Raw genomic sequence first — 20,058 nt, 5'->3', positions numbered from 1 at the left:
GGAGTATCGACATGAGCACCCAGACCGGCACCCCGGGCTCCGTCACCACCGTCTACCAGGTCACCGGCATGAGCTGCGGCCACTGCGAGGGTTCCGTCTCCGGTGAGATCGCCCGGATCCCGGGCGTCAGCTCGGTGAAGGCGGTGGCGTCGACCGGCGAGGTGACCGTCGTCTCCGAGGCCCCGCTGGACGACGAGGCCGTCCGCGCCGCCGTCGACGAGGCCGGCTTCGAGCTGGCCGGCCAGGCCTGAGAAAGACTCTCCCCTTCCCCGACCGGGCCGCACCGACCAGCTGATACTGGATCCGTACGGCCCGGTCCGATGTCTGGAGTCCGGACATGACCAGCACCAGCGCCACGACGGCGCCCGCCACCGCCGGCAGCGACCAGGTCGAACTGCTCATCGGCGGGATGACCTGCGCCTCCTGCGCCGCCCGGGTGGAGAAGAAGCTCAACCGGATGGACGGCGTGAGCGCCACCGTCAACTTCGCCACCGAGAGGGCCAGGGTCACCTTCGCCGACGGCGTCCAGCTCGCCGACCTGATCGCCACCGTGGAGAGGACGGGCTACACCGCCGAGCAACCCGCGCCACCGGAGCCCGAGCCCGAGGCCGAGCCAGGAACCCCCGCACGGGACCCCGGCCTCGACGCCGCCCGGCACCGCCTGCTCGTCTCCGCGCTGCTCGCCGCCCCCGTGGTCCTGCTCGCGATGGTCCCCGCCCTCCAGTTCGACAACTGGCAGTGGCTCTCGCTCACCCTCGCCGCACCGGTCGTCGTCTGGGGCGGCGCCCCCTTCCACCGGGCCGCCTGGACCAACCTCCGGCACGGCGCCGCCACCATGGACACCCTCGTCTCGGTCGGCACGCTGGCCGCGTTCGGCTGGTCGCTGTGGGCGCTGTTCTTCGGCGACGCGGGCATGGCCGGCATGCACGACGAGTTCCGCCTCACCGTCTCGCGCATGGACGGCGCCTCCACCATCTACCTGGAGGTCGCCGCCGGGGTCGTCGCGCTGATCCTGCTCGGCCGCTATCTGGAGGCCCGCTCCAAGCGGCGCGCCGGGGCCGCCCTGAAAGCCCTGATGGAGCTGGGCGCCAAGGACGTGGCGGTGCTGCGGGAGGGCCGCGAGGTACGGGTGCCGGTGTCGTCCCTGGCCGTCGGCGACCGGTTCGTCGTGCGGCCCGGCGAGAAGGTCGCCACCGACGGCACGGTGACGGAGGGCGTCTCCGCGGTGGACGCGTCCATGCTGACCGGCGAGTCGGTGCCGGTCGACGTCGGACCGGGCGACCGGGTCACCGGCGCCACGGTCAACGCGGGCGGCCGGCTGGTCGTGGAGGCCACCCGGGTCGGCGCGGACACCCAGCTCGCCCGGATGGCGAGGCTGGTGGAGGACGCGCAGAACGGCAAGGCCGAGGTGCAGCGGCTCGCCGACCGGATCTCCGCCGTCTTCGTCCCCGTGGTCATCCTCATAGCGCTCGGCACCTTCGGCGGCTGGCTGGGCGTCACCGGCGACCCGGTCGCGGCGTTCACGGCCGCCGTCGCCGTGCTGATCATCGCCTGCCCCTGCGCGCTGGGCCTCGCCACGCCGACCGCGCTGATGGTCGGCACCGGGCGCGGCGCCCAGCTCGGCATCCTGATCAAGGGCCCCGAGGTGCTGGAGTCCACGCGCCGCGTGGACACGGTCGTACTGGACAAGACCGGCACCGTCACCACCGGCCGGATGACCCTGCAGGCGGTGTACACCGCCGACGGCGTGGACGAGAAGGAGCTGCTGCGGCTCGCCGGCGCCCTGGAGCACGCCTCCGAGCACCCCGTGGCCCGTGCGGTCGCCGCCGGCGCCGAGGAGCGCGCCGGAGAACTGCCAGCGGTCGAGCACTTCGAGAACGTGCCCGGGCGCGGCGTACGCGGACGTGTTAACGGCCGCGAGGTGGCCGTGGGGCGCCTGTACGGCGAGCTGCCGCAGGAGCTGGCCCGCGCGGTCCGGGAGGCCGAGCGGCAGGGCCGTACCGCCGTCGTGGCCGGCTGGGACGGGCGGGCCCGCGGGGTGCTGGCCGTGGCCGACACGGTCAAGGAGACCAGCGCCGAGGCGGTCCGCGAACTGCGCGGGCTGGGCCTGACACCGGTGCTGCTCACCGGGGACAACCGCACGGTCGCCGAGGCGGTCGCGAAGAGCGTCGGCATCGACGCGCAGAACGTGTTCGCCGAGGTGCTGCCCGAGGACAAGGCCGAGGTCGTACGACGGCTGCAGCGCGAGGGCCGGGCCGTGGCCATGGTGGGCGACGGCGTGAACGACGCCGCCGCGCTCGCCACCGCCGATCTGGGCCTGGCCATGGGCACGGGCACGGACGCGGCGATCGAGGCGGGCGATCTGACGCTGGTGCGCGGGGACCTGCGGGTGGCCGCGGACGCGATCCGGCTGTCGCGGCGGACGCTGGCCACCATCAAGGGCAATCTGGCGTGGGCCTTCGGCTACAACGTGGCCGCGCTGCCGCTGGCCGCCGCCGGACTGCTCAACCCGATGATCGCCGGAGCGGCGATGGCCTTCTCCTCGGTCTTCGTGGTGACCAACAGCCTCCGGCTGCGGGCGTTCCGGTAGATCGGTGGCAATCGCCCGGATCGATCCCCCGGCCCCCCTGGAGTCCGACGCGCGGCTCACATAAGCTCTTCACAAGGCTCGCGCATCATCCTTACGCTTGGGTCCCGATCGCCGTATCGGGGCTCTTGCGCACCTAAGGGACATATGCAAGAGACGCAGATCACAGTGATGCGAACGTAACCATCGAAGGGGTTCGAAGGTCTAAGTTGGCGATGTCAGACCAGCGTCTTGGGGGGCGCTGACTGGCCTCTGAGGATGTCTTGGGGGACTTCCTCGGATGGGGGTACCTCCGCGCTCGAACGAAGTTGAGAGCTTGGGGGAGCGTTGCCGGGGCACGTACACCGGGAAGCTTTGAGCGGCCCTCCCAGCGTGCGCTGTCCCGGCAGATCGCATCGCATCACCGGAGTACGGCGAGTTCGCTCGTCGTACTCAGACAGCGATTCAGGCGCTGTCCTCTCCGAGCGCCCGGCCGGATCCCGTGGGGGGAATCCGCACCGGGACATGGGAAGGCGCCCTGGTCGTCGGCCCGTGGGGGGACCGGCGCGTCAGGGCGCCTTCCGCTTTTTACGCATCTCCCGCTTTTCCGCCCCCGCGTCACCGGCTCAGGGCCCGCCCCGGCGGGCAGACCCTGGTACGCGGTGTGCTCAGCGCTCCTCGACCGGCACGAAGTCGCGCTCGACGACGCCCGTGTAGATCTGGCGCGGACGGCCGATGCGGGAACCCGGCTCCTTGATCATCTCGGTCCACTGGGCGATCCAGCCCGGCAGCCGGCCGAGGGCGAACAGGACCGTGAACATCTCGGTCGGGAAGCCCATCGCCCGGTAGATCAGGCCGGTGTAGAAGTCCACGTTCGGGTAGAGCTTGCGCTCGACGAAGTAGTCGTCGGAGAGCGCGTGCTCCTCCAGCTTCAGGGCGATGTCGAGCAGCTCGTCCGACTTGCCCAGCGCGGAGAGCACGTCGTGCGCGGCGGCCTTGATGATCTTGGCGCGCGGGTCGAAGTTCTTGTAGACCCGGTGCCCGAAGCCCATCAGGCGGACGCCGTCCTCCTTGTTCTTCACCTTCCGGATGAAGGTGTCGACGTCGGAGCCGGAGTCGCGGATACCCTCGAGCATCTCCAGCACCGACTGGTTGGCGCCGCCGTGCAGCGGGCCCCACAGGGCGGAGATGCCGGCCGAGATCGACGCGAACATGTTGGCCTGCGAGGAACCGACCAGGCGGACCGTGGAGGTCGAACAGTTCTGCTCGTGGTCGGCGTGCAGGATCAGCAGCTTGTCCAGGGCCGTCGCCACGACCGGGTCCGGCTCGAACTCCTGGGCCGGGACCGAGAAGGTCATGCGCAGGAAGTTCTCGACGTAGCCGAGGTCGTTGCGCGGGTAGACGAACGGGTGGCCGATCGACTTCTTGTACGCGTAGGCCGCGATCGTCGGGAGCTTCGCCAGCAGCCGGATCGTGGAGAGGTCGCGCTGCTTCTCGTCGAAGGGGTTGTGGCTGTCCTGGTAGAAGGTGGACAGCGCCGACACCACCGAGGACAGCATGGCCATCGGGTGGGCGTCGCGGGGGAAGCCCCGGTAGAAGTTCTTGACGTCCTCGTGCAGCAGCGTGTGCCGCGTGATGTCGTCCTTGAACGCCGTCAGCTGGTCGACGGTGGGCAGCTCGCCGTTGATCAGCAGGTACGCCACCTCAAGGAAGGTGGAGCGCTCGGCCAGCTGCTCGATGGGGTAGCCGCGGTAGCGGAGGATGCCCGCCTCGCCGTCGAGGTAGGTGATCGCGGATTTATAGGCGGCGGTGTTGCCGTACCCGCTGTCCAGGGTCACCAGACCGGTCTGGGCGCGGAGCTTCCCGATGTCGAAGCCCTTGTCGCCGACGGTGCTGTCGACCACCGGGTAGGTGTACTCGCCGTCGCCGTACCGCAGTACTACAGAGTTGTCGCTCACGTCTTCCCTCACCGACGTAGTGCCTCATCTTCGAGGTGCCCTGACTGTCTCTACCATCCCCCATTTGGCTCAGGAGAGTGCACTCGGGGTCGACCATTGGGCCTATTGGCGGCACTCAGTGCCGTCAACCTGCTCATCCTGCCCCCTCGAAGGGCCATCTGGAAATGCTCTGTGACCTTCACGACTCGTTTGATCGATCATTTTTGCCGAGCCTGAAGTCGAGGGCCGTACAGCGCCGTCCGGCCGACACGGTGCGCACCGCCTGCCCGATCGCCTTGCGTGAACCGACGAGGACGACCAGCCGTCGGGCCCGGGTGACCGCCGTGTACAGCAGGTTCCGCTGGAGCATCATCCATGCCCCGGTAGTGACCGGAATCACCACGGCCGGATACTCGCTCCCCTGTGAGCGGTGGATGGTCACCGCGTACGCATGGGCCAGTTCGTCCAGTTCGTCGAAGTCGTACGGGACTTCCTCGTCCTCGTCCGTCAGCACCGTCAGGCGCTGGTCGACCGGGTCGAGCGAGGTGACGACGCCCACGGTGCCGTTGAAGACGCCGTTCTCCCCCTTCTCGTAGTTGTTGCGGATCTGGGTGACCTTGTCGCCGACCCGGAAGACCCGGCCGCCGAACCGCTTCTCCGGCACATCGGGCCGCCCGGGCGTGATGGCCTGCTGGAGCAGCCCGTTGAGCGCGCCCGCGCCGGCCGGCCCCCGGTGCATCGGCGCGAGCACCTGGACGTCCCGGCGCGGGTCCAGCCCGAACTTGGCCGGGATCCGCCGCGCGGCCACGTCGACCGTGAGCCGGCCGGCGGCCTCGGTGTCGTCCTCGACGAAGAGGAAGAAGTCCTTCAGGCCGTCGGTGAGCGGATGCTGCCCCGCGTTGATCCGGTGCGCGTTGGTGACCACTCCGGACTGCTGGGCCTGCCGGAAGACCCGGGTGAGCCGGACGGCCGGGACGGGCCCCCCCTCGGCGAGCAGGTCCCGCAGCACCTCGCCGGCGCCCACACTGGGCAGCTGGTCGACGTCCCCCACGAACAGCAGATGGGCCCCCGGCGGTACGGCCTTCACCAGCTTGTTGGCGAGCAGCAGGTCCAGCATCGACGCCTCGTCCACGACCACCAGGTCGGCGTCGAGCGGCCGGTCCCGGTCATAGGCGGCGTCCCCGCCGGGCCTCAGCTCCAGCAGCCGGTGCACGGTGGACGCCTCCGCGCCGGTCAGCTCGGACAGCCGCTTGGCCGCACGGCCGGTCGGGGCGGCCAGCACCACCTTGGCCCGTCTGGCCCGGGCCAGCTCCACGATCGAGCGCACGGTGAAGGACTTGCCGCAGCCCGGGCCGCCGGTCAGCACGGCGACCTTCTCGGTCAGCGCCAGCCTGACGGCCGCCTCCTGCTCGGGCGCGAGGTCGGCCCCGGTGCGTGATCTCAGCCAGGCCAGGGCCTTGTCCCAGTCCACGTCCCGGAACCCCGGCATCCGGTCCTGGTCCGTCCGCAGCAGCCGCAGCAGCTGCGAGGAGAGGGACGACTCGGCGCGGTGGAACGGGACGAGGTAGACGGCGCTGACGGGCTCCGAGTCACCGTCGGGTCCGGGCACCCGCTCCCGTACGACCCCCGGGTCGGCCCCCTCCTCCGGGACCTCGGACAGCTCGGCGAGACACTCGATGACCAGCCCGGTGTCGACCTGGAGGAGTTTGACGGCGTCGGCGATCAGCCGCTCCTCCGGCAGGAAGCAGTGCCCCTGGTCGGCGGACTGCGACAGCGCGTACTGCAGACCGGCCTTCACGCGCGCGGGACTGTCGTGCGGGATGCCGACCGACTGGGCGATCTTGTCGGCGGTGAGGAAACCGATGCCCCAGACGTCGGCGGCGAGCCGGTACGGCTGCTCCTTCACGACGGAGATCGACGCGTCGCCGTACTTCTTGTAGATCCGCACGGCGATGGAGGTGGACACCTCGACGGTCTGGAGGAAGAGCATGACCTCCTTGATCGCCTTCTGCTCCTCCCACGCGTCGGCGATCTTCTTGGTCCGTTTCGGTCCGAGACCCGGCACCTCGACGAGCCGCTCGGGCTCCTCCTCGATGATCCGGAGGGTGTCCAGGCCGAAGTGCCGGGTGATCCGGTCGGCGAAGACCGGCCCGATTCCCTTGACCAGGCCGGACCCCAGATAACGCCGGATGCCCTGGACCGTGGCGGGCAGGACGGTCGTGTAGTTCTCGACGTGGAACTGCTTGCCGTACTGCGGATGCGAGCCCCAGCGGCCCTCCATCCGCAGCGACTCCCCCACCTGGGCACCGAGCAGCGCGCCGACGACCGTGAGCAGATCGCCGGCGCCTCTTCCGGTGTCGACCCGGGCGACGGTGTAGCCGTTCTCCTCGTTGGCGTACGTGATCCGCTCCAGCACGCCTTCGAGCACGGCGAGCCGCCGCTCACCCGTGGGAGTCCCCGCCTGTTGCGCCATGATCCGACCGTACCGGTGGGGTCCGACAACGGGCACCGTCACCGTGGGTGCCGGTGCGGGCCGCCCCGCGTCAGGACTGGCAGTTGGTGAAGGTGCCGCTGGTCTGCACGCTGTAGATGCTGGCCCCGCCCGTGGCGTCGTTCTTCAGCGGAACGGTGAGGGTGTCGTCGGCCGTCCACGCGAAGCCGTTCTTGTCGAACGTCCACGTGCCGGTCACCCGCGTCGCCAGTTCCGACAGGGCCACCCATCCGTACTTGCCGGGCGGGATCGTCGCGGACACCGAGTTGCCGAGGTCCTCGGTGATGCTCATGCTCACGTTGCCCGAGACGGTGCTCGCCACGGACGTGGCGATCGGGGACGCGGCGCCCGTTCCCAGTGACGCCGACAGCTGCCAGCCCAGCGAGCTGGACCACCCCGTCTGCTTGTTGATGCTGAACGTGTAACCGGCGGGGTTCTCCGAGCCGTTGTACCAGACGGGAGAGACGCACTGCTTCGGCAGCGGGGCGGCCGGCGTCTGGCTCCTGGTGCTCCAGGAGCAGGTCGAGGTGTCCTTGGTGCACCGCGCGGCCGCGTAGTCGACGGCGAGGTCGAACGCGTCCCTCGCCGCGGTCCCGGTCCCCGACAGGGTCCACCGCTGCGCGGTCGTGCCGTTGCAGGAGTAGTTGTCGGTCCAGGCGTCGTCGTAGTTCGCCGCGTACCAGACGTCGAGGCAGGAGTTGTCCCGCTTCTGCCTGATCATGAAGGTGGCCGTGCTGCCCGTCACGGGCTGGAAGTACCACTGCTCGCTCGCCCTGCCGTCGCAGGACCGCTGCCGCAGCGGTGTGCCCGCGTCCACGCATTTGCCGGTGTCGGAGTTGACGATGCTGAACGAGCCGTCCGACCGGTCGGGATCGAGGCGCCACTTCTGGTGGTACCCCGGGGAGCTGTTGGTGACGATGAAGACACCGTCACCGGTGTTGCCGTTCTGCGCGTCGAGGCTGCGGCCGTTGTTGACGTTGGTGATCGTGACGCCGTTGAGGCCCGTCGGGTCCGTCGCCGCCTTGGCCGCCGCCTGCGAGGGCAGGGCCGACGCGCCGAGCGACAGACCGACGACCGCGAGGAGCGCGCCGAGCCGTGAGGCGAGGCGGTGTCGTGTTCTGGGGGGCATGAATCCTCGTTTCACGAAGGGTTGTTGGTCCACCCCCCCAAGGCTTCCGAGGCGCCCTGCTCCCGTGTCGGCCCCGGCTGCACGGTTGTTGGCGTGGAACGCACTGTCGTCCCGCCGCACCAGTGGTTTTCACTCGGAGCAGAGCTGACCCACCGCGGACCGAGGACGGCAGTGAGAGCGATAGTTGTCGACACCGCCGAACTGGCGGAGCGGGAGCGTGCCGATGTCTGGGTCGAGACGATGGCCATGGCCCAGGTGACCCAGCGGGTGCGCTTCCTGGACCGCGCGACCGTGCAGGGGCGCATCGAAGTGCTGCCGCTGGGCGCCGGCCAGATCTCCGTGCTGTCCCACGCCGCTGTGGAGGCACAGAGGACACCGAGACTGGTGAGGCAGTCGGACCCGGAGATGTACCACGCCGCGCTGGTCACCTCCGGCGAGGTGGGGATCGAGCAGTTCCGGCAGAGCACACTGCTGCGGCAGGGGGACGTCGGCTTCTTCGACAGCTCCCACTCCTTCGACACCTTCACCGGGGAGATCCCGACCAGGACCCTCATCCTCCAGTTCCCCAAACGGCTTCTGTGGGGAGGCGAGAAGACGTTCAAGGGGCTGTGCGGCCGGTCGCTGCCGGCCACCGAGGGGATCGGCCGCATCTTCGCGACGTTCATGGACGAGGTCGCCGACCAGTACGGCACCCTCACCCCACAGGACGCGACGGTCCTCCAGGACACGGCGCTCGACCTGCTCACCGGGCTGCTACGGCACCACCTCGGCCGCGACTCGGCCGCGTCGCACGGCTCCGGCACGGAGGCGATGTACCTCCGCATCACCGCCTACATCGGCGAGCATCTGCACGAACCCGGTCTGGCGCCGGAGGAGATCGCCCGCGCGCACAGCATCTCCGTCCGCTACCTGCACCGCATCTTCCAGCAGAACGGCACGACTCCGCGCGCCTTCGTCCGGCGGCAGCGCCTCGATCACTGCCGCCGGGACCTGGCGGATCCCGCGCTGCGGGCCGTGCCCATCCGCACCATCGCCGCCCGCTGGGGCTACCCCCAGGCCGACGCCTTCTCCCGGGCCTTCCGCTCGCACACGGGGATGTCACCCCGCGAGTACCGGGCCGGCCGGTCCGTCAGCGAGTCCGGGCGCGGGAAGACGCCTTCAGAGCATCGAGAAAGAGACTGAAGGCGGCCCCCGGGAAGGTCAGAACGGCCCGCGCGGGAAACTTCGAGTCGCGCACGGCTACGCGGGCGGGACGCGCGGCGACCTCGACACACTCGTTGCCGTCGCCCTCACCTGAGTAGGACGACTTCCGCCAATTGTCCATGGGGACCTCACAGGTCGTTTGCCAGCCGGTGGATGAAGTCACGGGACTTGTCCGGTGCGAGTGATACGGCCTTCACCATAAGGAAGCGTGATCGATAGATGTTCAGCTGAGCCTCGGAATCAATGAGGAGTGAGCCATGAGGTGCGTCCCGTACCACCGTGTCCAGCCTGGGCAAAGGGCCGCCCGCGTACGTCATCTGGCTTGATGCGGCGAAACCGTCCAGGTCGAAGGGGATGACCCGCAGAGTGACGTGGTCCGCCTCGGAAAGCTCGAGAAGCTGAGCGAGCTGGGCTTTCGAGGTGGCACGGTTGCTGACCCTGATGCGGAGCGCCGCCTCGTGGATCACCGCTTCGTACGGAGTGATGATCTTCTGTCGTTCCTGCCGATGCTGGATACGCAACTCAAGTTCCTCCCGGGCGAGTTCCGGAAGCCTGGAGGAGAACACTGCGCGCGAGTAGTCCTCGGTCTGGAGCAGGCCCGGCACGTAGAGGATCGCCACGTGCCGGAGGAACCGGGCGTGGTGCTCCAACTCGGACAGGTCCAGGAATGACGTGGGCAGCAGGCCCCGGTACTCCTCCCACCAGCCGCGTGTCCGATCCGTGGCCATTTCGACGAGCGCACCGATGAACTCCTCGTCCTCGCAGGCGTAGTGGGAGGCGAGGCGGCGGAGTCGCTCCTCGCTCACTCCTGACAGTCCTGCCTCGATCTGGCTGATCTGGACGTTGCTCACGCCCAACAGGGCTGCCGCCTGCCGGGCGGTGAGGCCGGCGGCCTCACGGAGTCTGCGCAGTTCGACCGCCAAGCGCATCTGCCGCGCCGTTGGTTCGCGCCTCGTGGGCATCAACTGCTCCTCACTCGACTCGTTCGGGGGTCAGATTACGCGAGCAGCTTGCCCCGCCGAAACTTTCAGGTCTACCGTCGGTGACGAACAGCACACGCAGCGGAAGCGAACCGCGGCGATGCCGCTGTGCGCAGAAGACCACTCATCTCCCCGGAGTTGATGACGCATGCCTGAAAGTGAGACCTGGGACTACACCCTCTACATCCCCAACGACCCCAGAGCCGTGACGGTCTGCCGCCGCACCTTGCGCACGATCCTGACGTTGCACGAACTCCCCGGCCTCGCGGACACGGCGGAGCTGCTCGCGACGGAGCTGGTGTCCAACGCCGTACGGCACACCAAGGGGCCGGCGGCGCTGAGGGTGCGCCGTTCGCCGCAGGGGCTGGTGTGGATCGGGGCATGGGACACCGACCCCGCCCCGCCACCCCCGCCACAACCGCTGGGACAGGTCGTCGACCTGGAGGAGGGGCGGGGCCTGGGCCTGGTCACGGCCTGCGCGGACTACTGGGGCTGGCAGCCCTCGGCCCGGTTCGGGGACCGGGGCAAATACGTGTGGTGCGAACTCGCGGCGGCCTGAATACGCCTGGCCGGCCCCCGGGCGAAGCAGATGCGGAGGGAGGTCTGGGCCCAGCGCGCCGCCCACGCGGCCGAGGCCCCGGAGCTGTTCACCGAGGAGTGAAGCGGTGACCTCCGGGCCGCTCGCTCGCTTCTGCCCCGCGGAAGCACGCGAGCGGCCCGGAGGGACGGGCGGAACCCGGCCCCTCCGCGGACGGTCACGATCCGGTTTCGGGATGGGGGGAGGGGGTTGCCGCGCGCCGTGTAATCGATTCCAATCCTCTTCTGGAGTGGTTGTGTAATCGATTCCACGAGTCCACGAGGAGGTGGGGCCGGCCATGGCGAGCATCAAGGACGTCGCCGCCGCGGCGGGGGTGTCCGTGGCCACCGTGTCGCGGGTGCTGAACGAGCACCCGTCCGTCAGCGCGGACGCACGCACGCGCGTGCTGGCCGCCGTGGCCGCGCTGGGCTACCGCCCCAACGCCGTCGCCCGGTCGCTGCGCACCGACCAGACCCACACCCTCGGCCTGGTCATCAGCGACGTCCTCAACCCGTACTTCACCGAACTGGCCCGCTCGGTGGAGGAAGAGGCCCGTGCGCTCGGCTACAGCGTGATCATCGGTAACGCCGACGAGCGGCCCGAGCTGCAGGACCACCACGTGCGCAACCTGCTCGACCGGCGGATCGACGGGCTGCTCGTGTCCCCGACCGACGGCGGCTCCCCCCTCATGCTGGACGCCGCGCGCGCGGGGACTCCCATGGTGTTCGTGGACCGCTGGATACCGGGGCTGGACGTGCCCGTCGTACGCGCCGACGGACGCGCGGCCGTACGGGAACTCGTCGCCCACCTGTACCGGCTCGGACACCGGCGGCTCGCGATCATCGCGGGGCCCGCCGCCACCACCACCGGCAGCGAGCGTGTCGAGGCGTTCCGGGCCGCCCTGGCCGAGCACGGGCTTGCGCTCCCGGACGCCTACACGGGCCACGGCGACTTCCAGGCGGAGAGCGGACGGCGGGTCACCGAGGGCTTCCTGGACCTGCCGGAGCCGCCCGAGGTCGTCTTCGCGGCCGACAACCTGATGGCGCTCGGCGCGCTGGACGCCGTACGCGCGCGCGGGCTGCGCGTGCCCGACGGGCTGGCGCTGGCCGCGTTCGACGACATCCCCTGGTTCGTGCACACCGATCCGCCCGTCACCGCGATCGCCCAGCCGACCGGTGAGCTGGGGCGGGCCGCCGTACGGGCCCTGGTGGACCGGATCGAGGGGCGTACCCCGCGCTCCGTCACCCTGCCCGCCCGGCTCGTCGTGCGCCGCTCGTGCGGTGAGCCGGCCGCCCCGTTCCCCACGCAGTCCCCCTCCCCAGTGCAAAGGAGCACGTCGTGAGCGACCCGGACGAGTTGCTGCGCATCGAGGGCATACGCAAGACCTTCCCCGGCGTGGTCGCGCTCGACGGCGTCGACTTCGATCTGCGCCGGGGCGAGGTCCATGTGCTGCTCGGTGAGAACGGCGCCGGCAAGAGCACGCTCATCAAGATGCTCTCCGGTGCCCACACGCCCGACTCCGGGCAGATCCGCGTCGGCGGCCGGCAGGTGCGCATCCATGGCGCCCAGGACGCCGAGCGGCTCGGGATCGCCACCATCTACCAGGAGTTCAACCTGGTGCCGGACCTGACCGTCGCCGAGAACATCTTCCTGGGCCGGCAGCCGCGCCGGTTCGGGATGATCGACCGCAAGCGGATGGAGGCGGACGCCGAGGCGCTGCTGAAGCGCGTCGGGGTCAGCGTCCCGCCCCGCGCGCGCGTGCGGGAACTCGGGATCGCCCGGCTGCAGATGGTCGAGATCGCCAAGGCGCTCAGCCTGGACGCGCGCGTGCTCATCATGGACGAGCCGACCGCCGTGCTCACCTCGGAGGAGGTGGACCGGCTCTTCGCCATCGTGCGGTCGCTGCGCGCGGAGGGCGTGGGCATCGTCTTCATCACCCATCACCTGGAGGAGATCGCCGCCCTGGGGGACCGGGTCACCGTCATCCGGGACGGGCGCAGCGTCGGGCAGGTGCCCGCCGCCACGCCCGAGGCCGAACTGGTACGGCTGATGGTGGGGCGGTCGATCGAGCAGCAGTACCCCCGGGAGCGGCCCCAGAAGGGTGCCGCGCTGCTCAGCGTCGAGGGGCTCACCCGTGACGGGGTCTTCCACGACGTGAGCTTCGACGTGCACGCCGGTGAGGTCGTCGGTGTCGCGGGGCTCGTGGGGGCCGGGCGGACCGAGGTCGTACGGGCCGTGTTCGGCGCGGATCCCTATGACGACGGAGTCGTGCGGGTCGCCGGCTCGCGGCTCAGGCGCCATGACGTGAACGCCGCCATGGCGGCCGGCATCGGTCTCGTCCCGGAGGACCGCAAGGGCCAGGGGCTCGTGCTGGACGCCTCCGTCGCGGAGAACCTGGGTCTGGTGACCCTGCGGTCGGCGACCCGGGCCGGGATCGTGGACCGCGGGGCGCAGTACGCGGCGGCCGGGCGGATGGCCGGCCGGCTGGGCGTCCGCATGGCGGGCCTCGGGCAGCACGTGCGGACCCTGTCCGGCGGCAACCAGCAGAAGGTCGTCATCGGCAAGTGGCTGCTGGCCGACTCCAGGGTGCTGATCCTGGACGAGCCGACGCGCGGTATCGACGTCGGCGCCAAGGTGGAGATCTATCAGCTGATCAACGAGCTGACGGCCGCGGGCGCCGCCGTGCTGATGATCTCCAGCGATCTGCCGGAGGTGCTCGGCATGAGCGACCGCGTGCTGGTGATGGCCCAGGGCCGGATCGCCGGTGAACTCTCCGCCGAGGAGGCCACGCAGGACGCCGTGATGGCGCTCGCCGTCTCCACCCCGACCACCGAGACCCCGACCACCGACAAGGAGGGCCCCCGTGGCCACTGACACGCTCAAGAGCCGGCCGGGCGCGGACGGCGCCCCGGGGGCCGTCCGGCGGCTGCTCCTCGACAACGGCGCGCTCACCGCGCTGATCGTCCTCGTCATCGCCCTGTCGGCGCTGTCGGGCGACTTCCTGACCACCGACAATCTGCTCAACATCGGCGTGCAGGCGGCCGTCACCGCGATCCTCGCTTTCGGCGTGACCTTCGTGATCGTCTCGGCGGGCATCGACCTGTCGGTCGGCTCGGTGGCGGCGCTGTCGGCGACCGTGCTGGCCTGGAGCGCCACCCAGCACGGCGTGCCGGTCGCCCTGGCGGTCGTCCTCGCCCTGGCCACCGGCATCGCGGCCGGGCTGGTGAACGGTTTCCTCATCGCATACGGCAAGCTGCCGCCGTTCATCGCGACGCTGGCCCTGCTGTCCGTGGGCCGCGGTCTGGCCCTGGTGATCTCGCAGGGCTCCCCCATCGCCTTCCCCGGCTCCGTCTCGCACCTCGGGGACACCCTCGGCGGCTGGCTGCCGGTGCCGGTGCTGGTCATGGTGGTGATGGGGCTGGTCGCCGCGTTCGTGCTCGGGCGGACCTACATCGGCCGGTCCATGTACGCGATCGGCGGCAACGAGGAGGCCGCGCGGCTGTCGGGCCTGCGGGTGCAGCGCCAGAAGCTCGCGATCTACGCCCTGTCCGGCGTGTTCGCCGCGGTGGCCGGCGTGGTGCTGGCCGCCCGGCTGTCCTCGGCGCAGCCGCAGGCCGCCGACGGCTACGAGCTGGACGCGATCGCCGCGGTCGTCATCGGCGGCGCCTCGCTGGCGGGCGGCACCGGCAAGGCGTCCGGCACGCTGATCGGCGCGCTGATCCTGGCGGTGCTGCGCAACGGCCTGAACCTGCTGTCGGTGTCGGCGTTCTGGCAGCAGGTGGTGATCGGTGTCGTGATCGCGCTGGCGGTGCTGCTGGACACCGTGCGCCGCAAGGCGGGGGCGGCCCCGGCGGCCGCGGGCACGGGTGGCGGGAACCGGGGCAGGCAGGCGGCGACCTATGTGCTCGCCGCCGTGGTCACGGTCGCCGTCGTCGGCGCCACCTCCTTCCTGCACGGCGGTTCCTCCTCGTCCACGAACCCGAGGATGGGGCTGTCCCTGTCCACGCTCAACAACCCCTTCTTCGTGCAGATCCGGGCGGGCGCCCAGGCCGAGGCCAAGAAGCTGGGCGTGGACCTGACCGTGACGGACGCCCAGAACGACGCCTCGCAGCAGGCCAACCAGTTGCAGAACTTCACGAGCTCGAACCTGGGCGCGGTCATCGTCAACCCGGTGGACTCCGACGCGGCGGGCAACTCCGTCAAGGCCGCCGACAAGGCGGGGATCCCGGTCGTCGCCGTCGACCGGGGCGTCAACAAGGCGTCCGTGGACACCCTGGTGGCCTCCGACAACGTCGCCGGCGGCGAGCTGGCCGCGAAGACGGTCGCCGAGAAGCTGGGCGGCAAGGGCGGGATCGTCATCCTCCAGGGGCAGGCGGGCACGTCGGCGGCCCGGGAGCGGGCGGCCGGGTTCGCCCGGGGCCTCAGGGCCTACCCGGGTATCCGGGTGCTGGCCCAGCAGCCCGCCGACTTCGACCGCACCAAGGGTCTCGACGTGATGTCGAACCTGCTCCAGGCCCACCCGGACGTGCGGGGCGTCATCGCCGCCAACGACGAGATGGCCCTCGGCGCGATCAAGGCGCTCGGCTCCAAGGCCGGGAAGTCCGTGCAGGTCGTCGGCTTCGACGGCACCCCGGACGGACTGACGGCGGTCAAGGACGGCACGCTGTACGCGTCGGTCGCCCAGCAGCCCACGCAGCTGGGCCGGATCGCCGTGGACAACGCCCTGAAGGCGGTCAGGGGCGAGAAGGTGGAGCCGACGGTGAAGGTGCCGGTGAAGGTGGTCACGAAGGACAACGTGGCCGGCTTCAGCGGCTGACACGGAACGCGCCGGCGGGCGGCCTCCGCACGGGATTCCCGGGGGCGGCCCGCCTGACGTCATCTCTCAGGGGAGTCAACTGATGTACGGCTACGACCTCTTGGTCGTGGGATCGGCCAACGCCGACCTGGTGATCGACGTCGAGCGGCGGCCGGCCGCCGGCGAGACGGTGCTCGGCGGCGACCTGGCCGTCCACCCGGGCGGCAAGGGCGCCAACCAGGCGGTCGCCGCGGCCCGGCTGGGTGCGCGTACGGCACTGCTGGCGCGGGTCGGCGACGACGGCCACGGCCGGCTGCTGCTCGACTCGCTGCGCGCGGCCGGGGCCGACACGGTGGGCGTGCTGGTGGGCGGCGCCCCGACGGGCGTCGCGCTCATCACCGTCGACCCGGAAGGCGACAACAGCATCGTGGTGTCGCCCGGTGCCAACTCCCGGCTCCGGCCGGCGGACGTCCGTGCGGCCACGAGCCTGTTCCACGCCTCCCGGGTGGTGTCGGCGCAGCTGGAGATCCCGCTGGAGACGGTCGTGGAGGTGGTGCGGAACCTGGCGCCGGACAGCCGGTTCGTGCTGAACCCGTCCCCGCCGCGCGAGCTGCCCGCGGAGGTGCTGGCGGCCTGCGACCCGCTGATCGTGAACGAGCACGAGGCGCGGGTGATCCTCGGTGCCGCCTGCGTGAGCGACGAACCCGCGGACTGGGCGCGGCTGTTGCTGGCCAGGGGCCCGCGCTCGGTGGTGGTGACGCTGGGCGCGCGGGGTGCCCTGGTGTGCGACGGCTCCGGCGTGACCCCGGTGCCGTCGGTGCAGGTGGACGCGGTGGACACGACGGGGGCCGGGGACGCGTTCACGGCCGCCCTGGCCTGGCGGCTGGGCACGGGTGCCGCCCTGGCCGAGGCGGCGGCCTTCGCGGCCCGGGTGGGTGCGGCGGCCGTGCGGAAGCGGGGCGCGCAGGAGTCGTACCCGACGGCGGAGGAGATCGACGCGCTGTGAGGCGGCCGGGTGTCCCGTCCTAGGCCGGAGTGCCGGACGGGCCGCCGGCCGGGCCGGTGGCGGAAGGCGCCTCGGCGGCGGACACCTGACGGACCACGTGCTCCGCGAACCGCTGCGCCGTCTCCGCCAGCACCTCCCGCCCGTCCCGGGCCCACAGCCGCTCGTTGAACAGCTCGACCTCGATGGGGCCGGTGTAGCCGGCCGCCTCCACGTACCCCGTCCACTCCCGCAGGTCGACCGTGCCGTCCCCCAGCTGGCCGCGCCCGTTGAGGACCCCCTCGGGCAGGGGGGTGGTCCAGTCGGCGAGCTGGAAGGAGTGGATGCGGCCCGCCGCGCCCGCGCGGGCGATCTGGGCGGGGGCCTGGTCGTCCCACCAGACGTGGTACGTGTCCACGGTCACCCCGACCTGGTGGGCGGGGAAGCGTTCCGCGAGGTCCAGGGCCTGGGCGAGGGTGGAGACGACACAGCGGTCGGCGGCGTACATGGGGTGCAGGGGCTCGATGGCCAGGCGGACGCCGTGGTCCTCCGCGTAGGGGGCCAGTCCGGTCAGCGCGTCGGCGACGCGTTCCCGGGCCGCCCGCAGGTCCCTGGCGCCGGGCGGGAGGCCGCCCGAGACCACGACCAGGGTGTCCGTGCCGAGCGTGGCCGCCTCCTCGACCGCCCGCCGGTTGTCGGCCAGGGCCGCCGCGCGTTCCGCCGGGTCGAGCGCGGTGAGGAAGCCGGCGCGGCACAGGGTCGTCACCGTCAGGCCCGCGGAGCGGATCAGCTTCGCCGTCTCGGCCACGCCGTACGCCTGCACCGGCGCACGCCACAGGCCGACCTGTCCGATCCCCGACTCGACGCACGAGGAGACCAGTTCGGGAAGCGACAGCTGCCTCACGGTCATCTGGTTGATGCTCAGGCGCGCCGGATCGGTCATGCGTTCACCCCGTACAGCGACAGAAGGTTCTTGATGCGTTCCTCGGCCAGTCCGGGGTCCGGGAACAGGCCGAGGCCGTCGGCGAGTTCGTAGGCGCGGGCGAGGTGCGGCAGAGAGCGGGCCGACTGCAGGCCGCCGACCATGGCGAAGTGCGACTGGTGGCCCGCGAGCCAGGCGAGGAGGACGACCCCCGTCTTGTAGAAGCGGGTGGGCGGCCGGAAGAGGTGCCGGGACAGCTCCACGGTGGGATCGAGGAGTGCGCGGAAGCCCTCGGTGTCACCGGTGTCCAGGGCCCGTACCGCCCGCGCCGCGAGCGGCCCCAGCGGGTCGAAGACGCCGAGCAGGGCGTGGCTGAAGCCGCTGTCGTCGCCCGCGATCAGCTCGGGGTAGTGGAAGTCGTCGCCCGTGTAGCAGCGCACGCCCCGCGGCAGCCTGCGCCTCAGCTCGGCCTCGCGCCCGGCGTCCAGCAGGGAGATCTTGACGCCGTCGACCTTGCCGGGGTGCGCGGCGACGAGCTCCAGCAAGGTGCCGGTGGCCACGTCCAGGTCGGCCGAGCCCCAGTAGCCCCGCAGGGCCGGGTCGAACACCGGGCCCAGCCAGTGCAGGATCACCGGCTCGGCGGACTGGCGCAGGAGGTGGCCGTAGATCTCCAGGTAGTCCTCGGGGCCGGTGGCGGTGGCGGCCAGCGCCCTGGACGCCATGAGGACGGCCTGGGCGCCCGCCTCCTCGACGACGGCGAGCTGTTCCTCGTAGGCCGCGCGGATCTCGGCGAGGGTGCCGCCGGTGAGCTGGTCGGTGCCGACTCCGCAGGCGATCCGGCCGCCCGTGCCGCGTGCCTCCGCCGCGCTGCGCCGGATCAGCTCGGCCGCGCCCGCCCAGTCCAGGCCCATGCCCCGCTGGGCGGTGTCCATCGCCTCGGCGACACCCAGGCCGTGGGACCACAGGTGGCGGCGGAAGGCGAGGGTGGCGTCCCAGTCGACGGCGGCGGGCGAGTCGGGCGAGACGTCCGCGTACGGGTCGGCGACGACGTGGGCCGCCGCGAAGACCGTGCGTGAGGTGAAGGGGGTGCCGGGGAGGACGGCGAGCGGCCGGGCGCGGGGCTCGTACGTCCGCAGGGTGCCGTCGGCGCGGGGCAGTCGGACGGTCACGGCGCGATCTCCGGTACGGCGATGCGGCGGCCCTCGGCGGAGGACCTCAGGCCCAGTTCGGCCAGCTGCACACCGCGGGCGCCGGCCAGCAGGTCCCAGTGGTAGGGGGCGTCGGCGTAGACGTGCCTGAGGAACAGTTCCCACTGGGCCTTGAAGCCGTTGTCGAACCCGCCGTTGTCGGGCACCTCCTGCCACTGGTCGCGGAAGGCCTCGGCGGTGGGGACGTCCGGGTCCCACACGGGCCTGGGGGTGGTGCCGCGGTGCTGTGCCCGGCACCCGCGCAGCCCGGCCACGGCCGACCCTTCCGTGCCGTCGACCTGGAGCTCCAGCAGCTCGTCGCGGTTGACGCGGACGGCCCAGGAGGAGTTGATCTGGGCGACGGCGCCGCCCTCCAGCTCGAAGACGCCGTAGGCCGCGTCGTCGGCGGTCGCGTCGTAGGGCTTGCCGTTCTCGTCCCAGCGCTGCGGGATGTGGGTGGTGGCCAGGGCCTGGACGGACGTCACGCGGCCGAACAGTTCATGGAGCACGTACTCCCAGTGCGGGAACATGTCGACGACGATGCCTCCGCCGTCCTCGGCACGGTAGTTCCAGGACGGGCGCTGGGCGGGCTGCCAGTCGCCCTCGAAGACCCAGTAGCCGAACTCGCCGCGGACGGACAGGACGCGGCCGAAGAAGCCGCCGTCGACGAGCCGCTTCAGCTTCAGCAGGCCCGGCAGGAAGATCTTGTCCTGGACGACGCCGTGCCTGACGCCCCTGTCGTGGGCGAGGCGGGCGAGGGCGAGGGCGCCGTCGAGGCCGGTGGCGGTGGGCTTCTCGGTGTAGACGTGCTTGCCGGCCATGATCGCCCTGGTGACGGCGTCCTCCCGGGCGGCGGTGACCTGGGAGTCGAAGTAGATCTCGACGGTGGGGTCGGCGAGGACGGCGTCGACGTCGGTGGAGACGTGCTCCAGGCCGTGCCGTTCGGCGATCTCCCTCAGGGCGTGCTCGCGGCGGCCGACCAGAACCGGCTCGGGCCGGAGCACGGTGCCGTCGCCGAGGTCGAGGCCGCCCTGGTCGCGCAGGGCGAGGATGGACCGGACGAGGTGCTGGCGGTAGCCCATGCGCCCGGTCACGCCGTTCATGGCGATACGCACCGTCCTGCGTGTCACGTCAGTCCCCTTCGTGGGCGCCGGACGCCCTGTACCGTCGCCGCACCGGCCATGCAGCAAGCGCTTGCTGCCGGTGAAGCTAGCCCCTGGCCGGGGTCCGCACAACACCGTGTCCGCTTCGAGTTGTTCGAGGGGGCGAACAACGGGGGTCCGTGGCCT

General features: G+C 71.3%; 16 protein-coding genes. 8 read left to right on the top strand and 8 right to left on the bottom strand.

The annotated features are described in order from the left end of the window. The first annotated feature begins 11 nt into the window (after positions 1 to 11). Positions 12 to 251: a heavy-metal-associated domain-containing protein gene (locus AB0B40_RS03485; RefSeq protein ID WP_345047621.1), complete on the top strand. Its 240-nt coding sequence runs from the start codon at positions 12 to 14 to the stop codon at positions 249 to 251. Between the two features lie 86 nt (positions 252 to 337). Further along, positions 338 to 2,590, top strand: coding sequence for a heavy metal translocating P-type ATPase (locus tag AB0B40_RS03480; protein WP_362262543.1), 2,253 nt, complete (start codon positions 338 to 340; stop codon positions 2,588 to 2,590). A 644-nt stretch (positions 2,591 to 3,234) separates the two neighbouring features. On the opposite strand, the gene AB0B40_RS03475 is transcribed toward AB0B40_RS03480, so the two are convergent. The 3 genes from AB0B40_RS03475 to AB0B40_RS03465 all read right to left on the bottom strand — a co-directional run bounded on the left by AB0B40_RS03475 (position 3,235) and on the right by AB0B40_RS03465 (position 8,123). Beyond that, positions 3,235 to 4,524, bottom strand: coding sequence for a citrate synthase (locus AB0B40_RS03475; RefSeq protein ID WP_345047619.1), 1,290 nt, complete (start codon positions 4,522 to 4,524; stop codon positions 3,235 to 3,237). A gap of 178 nt (positions 4,525 to 4,702) precedes the next feature. Then, the gene (locus tag AB0B40_RS03470; protein WP_345047617.1) at positions 4,703 to 6,976 is read right to left on the bottom strand and encodes an ATP-dependent RecD-like DNA helicase; all 2,274 of its coding nucleotides are present in this window, start codon (positions 6,974 to 6,976) and stop codon (positions 4,703 to 4,705) included. Between the two features lie 70 nt (positions 6,977 to 7,046). Beyond that, positions 7,047 to 8,123 (bottom strand): RICIN domain-containing protein, encoded by a 1,077-nt coding sequence (locus tag AB0B40_RS03465; RefSeq protein ID WP_345047616.1) that lies wholly within the window; start codon positions 8,121 to 8,123, stop codon positions 7,047 to 7,049. Positions 8,124 to 8,294: 171 nt separating this feature from the next. On the opposite strand from AB0B40_RS03465, the gene AB0B40_RS03460 reads away from it, so the two are divergent. Next, on the top strand, positions 8,295 to 9,305 hold the full coding sequence (locus tag AB0B40_RS03460; RefSeq protein WP_345047614.1) for a helix-turn-helix domain-containing protein: 1,011 nt from the start codon (positions 8,295 to 8,297) through the stop codon (positions 9,303 to 9,305). Here AB0B40_RS03460 and AB0B40_RS03455 read toward each other — a convergent pair. Then, on the bottom strand, positions 9,253 to 9,447 hold the full coding sequence (locus AB0B40_RS03455; protein WP_345047612.1) for a DUF397 domain-containing protein: 195 nt from the start codon (positions 9,445 to 9,447) through the stop codon (positions 9,253 to 9,255). The two genes, AB0B40_RS03460 and AB0B40_RS03455, sit on opposite strands and share 53 nt — an antisense overlap. 7 nt (positions 9,448 to 9,454) lie before the next feature. Continuing rightward, the gene (locus tag AB0B40_RS03450; protein ID WP_345047611.1) at positions 9,455 to 10,288 is read right to left on the bottom strand and encodes a helix-turn-helix transcriptional regulator; all 834 of its coding nucleotides are present in this window, start codon (positions 10,286 to 10,288) and stop codon (positions 9,455 to 9,457) included. 166 nt (positions 10,289 to 10,454) lie between these two features. On the opposite strand from AB0B40_RS03450, the gene AB0B40_RS03445 reads away from it, so the two are divergent. From AB0B40_RS03445 to AB0B40_RS03425, 5 genes are all read left to right on the top strand, one after another. Continuing rightward, positions 10,455 to 10,865 carry an ATP-binding protein gene (locus AB0B40_RS03445; RefSeq protein WP_345047610.1) on the top strand — a complete coding sequence of 137 codons (411 nt, stop codon included), beginning with the start codon at positions 10,455 to 10,457 and terminating at the stop codon, positions 10,863 to 10,865. A gap of 316 nt (positions 10,866 to 11,181) precedes the next feature. After that, positions 11,182 to 12,225 carry a LacI family DNA-binding transcriptional regulator gene (locus AB0B40_RS03440; RefSeq protein ID WP_345047608.1) on the top strand — a complete coding sequence of 348 codons (1,044 nt, stop codon included), beginning with the start codon at positions 11,182 to 11,184 and terminating at the stop codon, positions 12,223 to 12,225. Beyond that, positions 12,222 to 13,757 carry a sugar ABC transporter ATP-binding protein gene (locus AB0B40_RS03435; RefSeq protein ID WP_362262536.1) on the top strand — a complete coding sequence of 512 codons (1,536 nt, stop codon included), beginning with the start codon at positions 12,222 to 12,224 and terminating at the stop codon, positions 13,755 to 13,757. The genes AB0B40_RS03440 and AB0B40_RS03435 overlap by 4 nt, the downstream gene beginning before the upstream one ends. Beyond that, positions 13,747 to 15,699 (top strand): substrate-binding domain-containing protein, encoded by a 1,953-nt coding sequence (locus AB0B40_RS03430; RefSeq protein WP_362262533.1) that lies wholly within the window; start codon positions 13,747 to 13,749, stop codon positions 15,697 to 15,699. Before AB0B40_RS03435 ends, AB0B40_RS03430 begins: the two co-directional genes overlap by 11 nt. Before the next feature lie 82 nt (positions 15,700 to 15,781). After that, the gene (locus AB0B40_RS03425; protein WP_362262530.1) at positions 15,782 to 16,684 is read left to right on the top strand and encodes a ribokinase; all 903 of its coding nucleotides are present in this window, start codon (positions 15,782 to 15,784) and stop codon (positions 16,682 to 16,684) included. 19 nt (positions 16,685 to 16,703) lie between these two features. Here the strand turns inward: AB0B40_RS03425 and AB0B40_RS03420 are convergent, their stop codons facing one another. From AB0B40_RS03420 to AB0B40_RS03410, 3 genes are read right to left on the bottom strand one after another with little or no spacing between them, the layout of a single operon-like run. Next, a complete protein-coding gene (locus tag AB0B40_RS03420) occupies positions 16,704 to 17,603 on the bottom strand; it encodes a sugar phosphate isomerase/epimerase (protein ID WP_362262527.1) in 900 nt (299 codons plus the stop codon). Next, the gene (locus AB0B40_RS03415) at positions 17,600 to 18,751 is read right to left on the bottom strand and encodes a dihydrodipicolinate synthase family protein (RefSeq protein ID WP_362262524.1); all 1,152 of its coding nucleotides are present in this window, start codon (positions 18,749 to 18,751) and stop codon (positions 17,600 to 17,602) included. Before AB0B40_RS03415 ends, AB0B40_RS03420 begins: the two co-directional genes overlap by 4 nt. Beyond that, the gene (locus tag AB0B40_RS03410; RefSeq protein WP_362262521.1) at positions 18,748 to 19,899 is read right to left on the bottom strand and encodes a Gfo/Idh/MocA family oxidoreductase; all 1,152 of its coding nucleotides are present in this window, start codon (positions 19,897 to 19,899) and stop codon (positions 18,748 to 18,750) included. Before AB0B40_RS03410 ends, AB0B40_RS03415 begins: the two co-directional genes overlap by 4 nt. Positions 19,900 to 20,058 lie beyond the last annotated feature (159 nt).

Source organism: Streptomyces sp. NPDC042638 (assembly GCF_040647235.1).
In the GTDB taxonomy this organism is placed as follows: domain Bacteria; phylum Actinomycetota; class Actinomycetes; order Streptomycetales; family Streptomycetaceae; genus Streptomyces; species Streptomyces rameus.
This window is presented reverse-complemented; position numbering and strand designations above follow the sequence as displayed.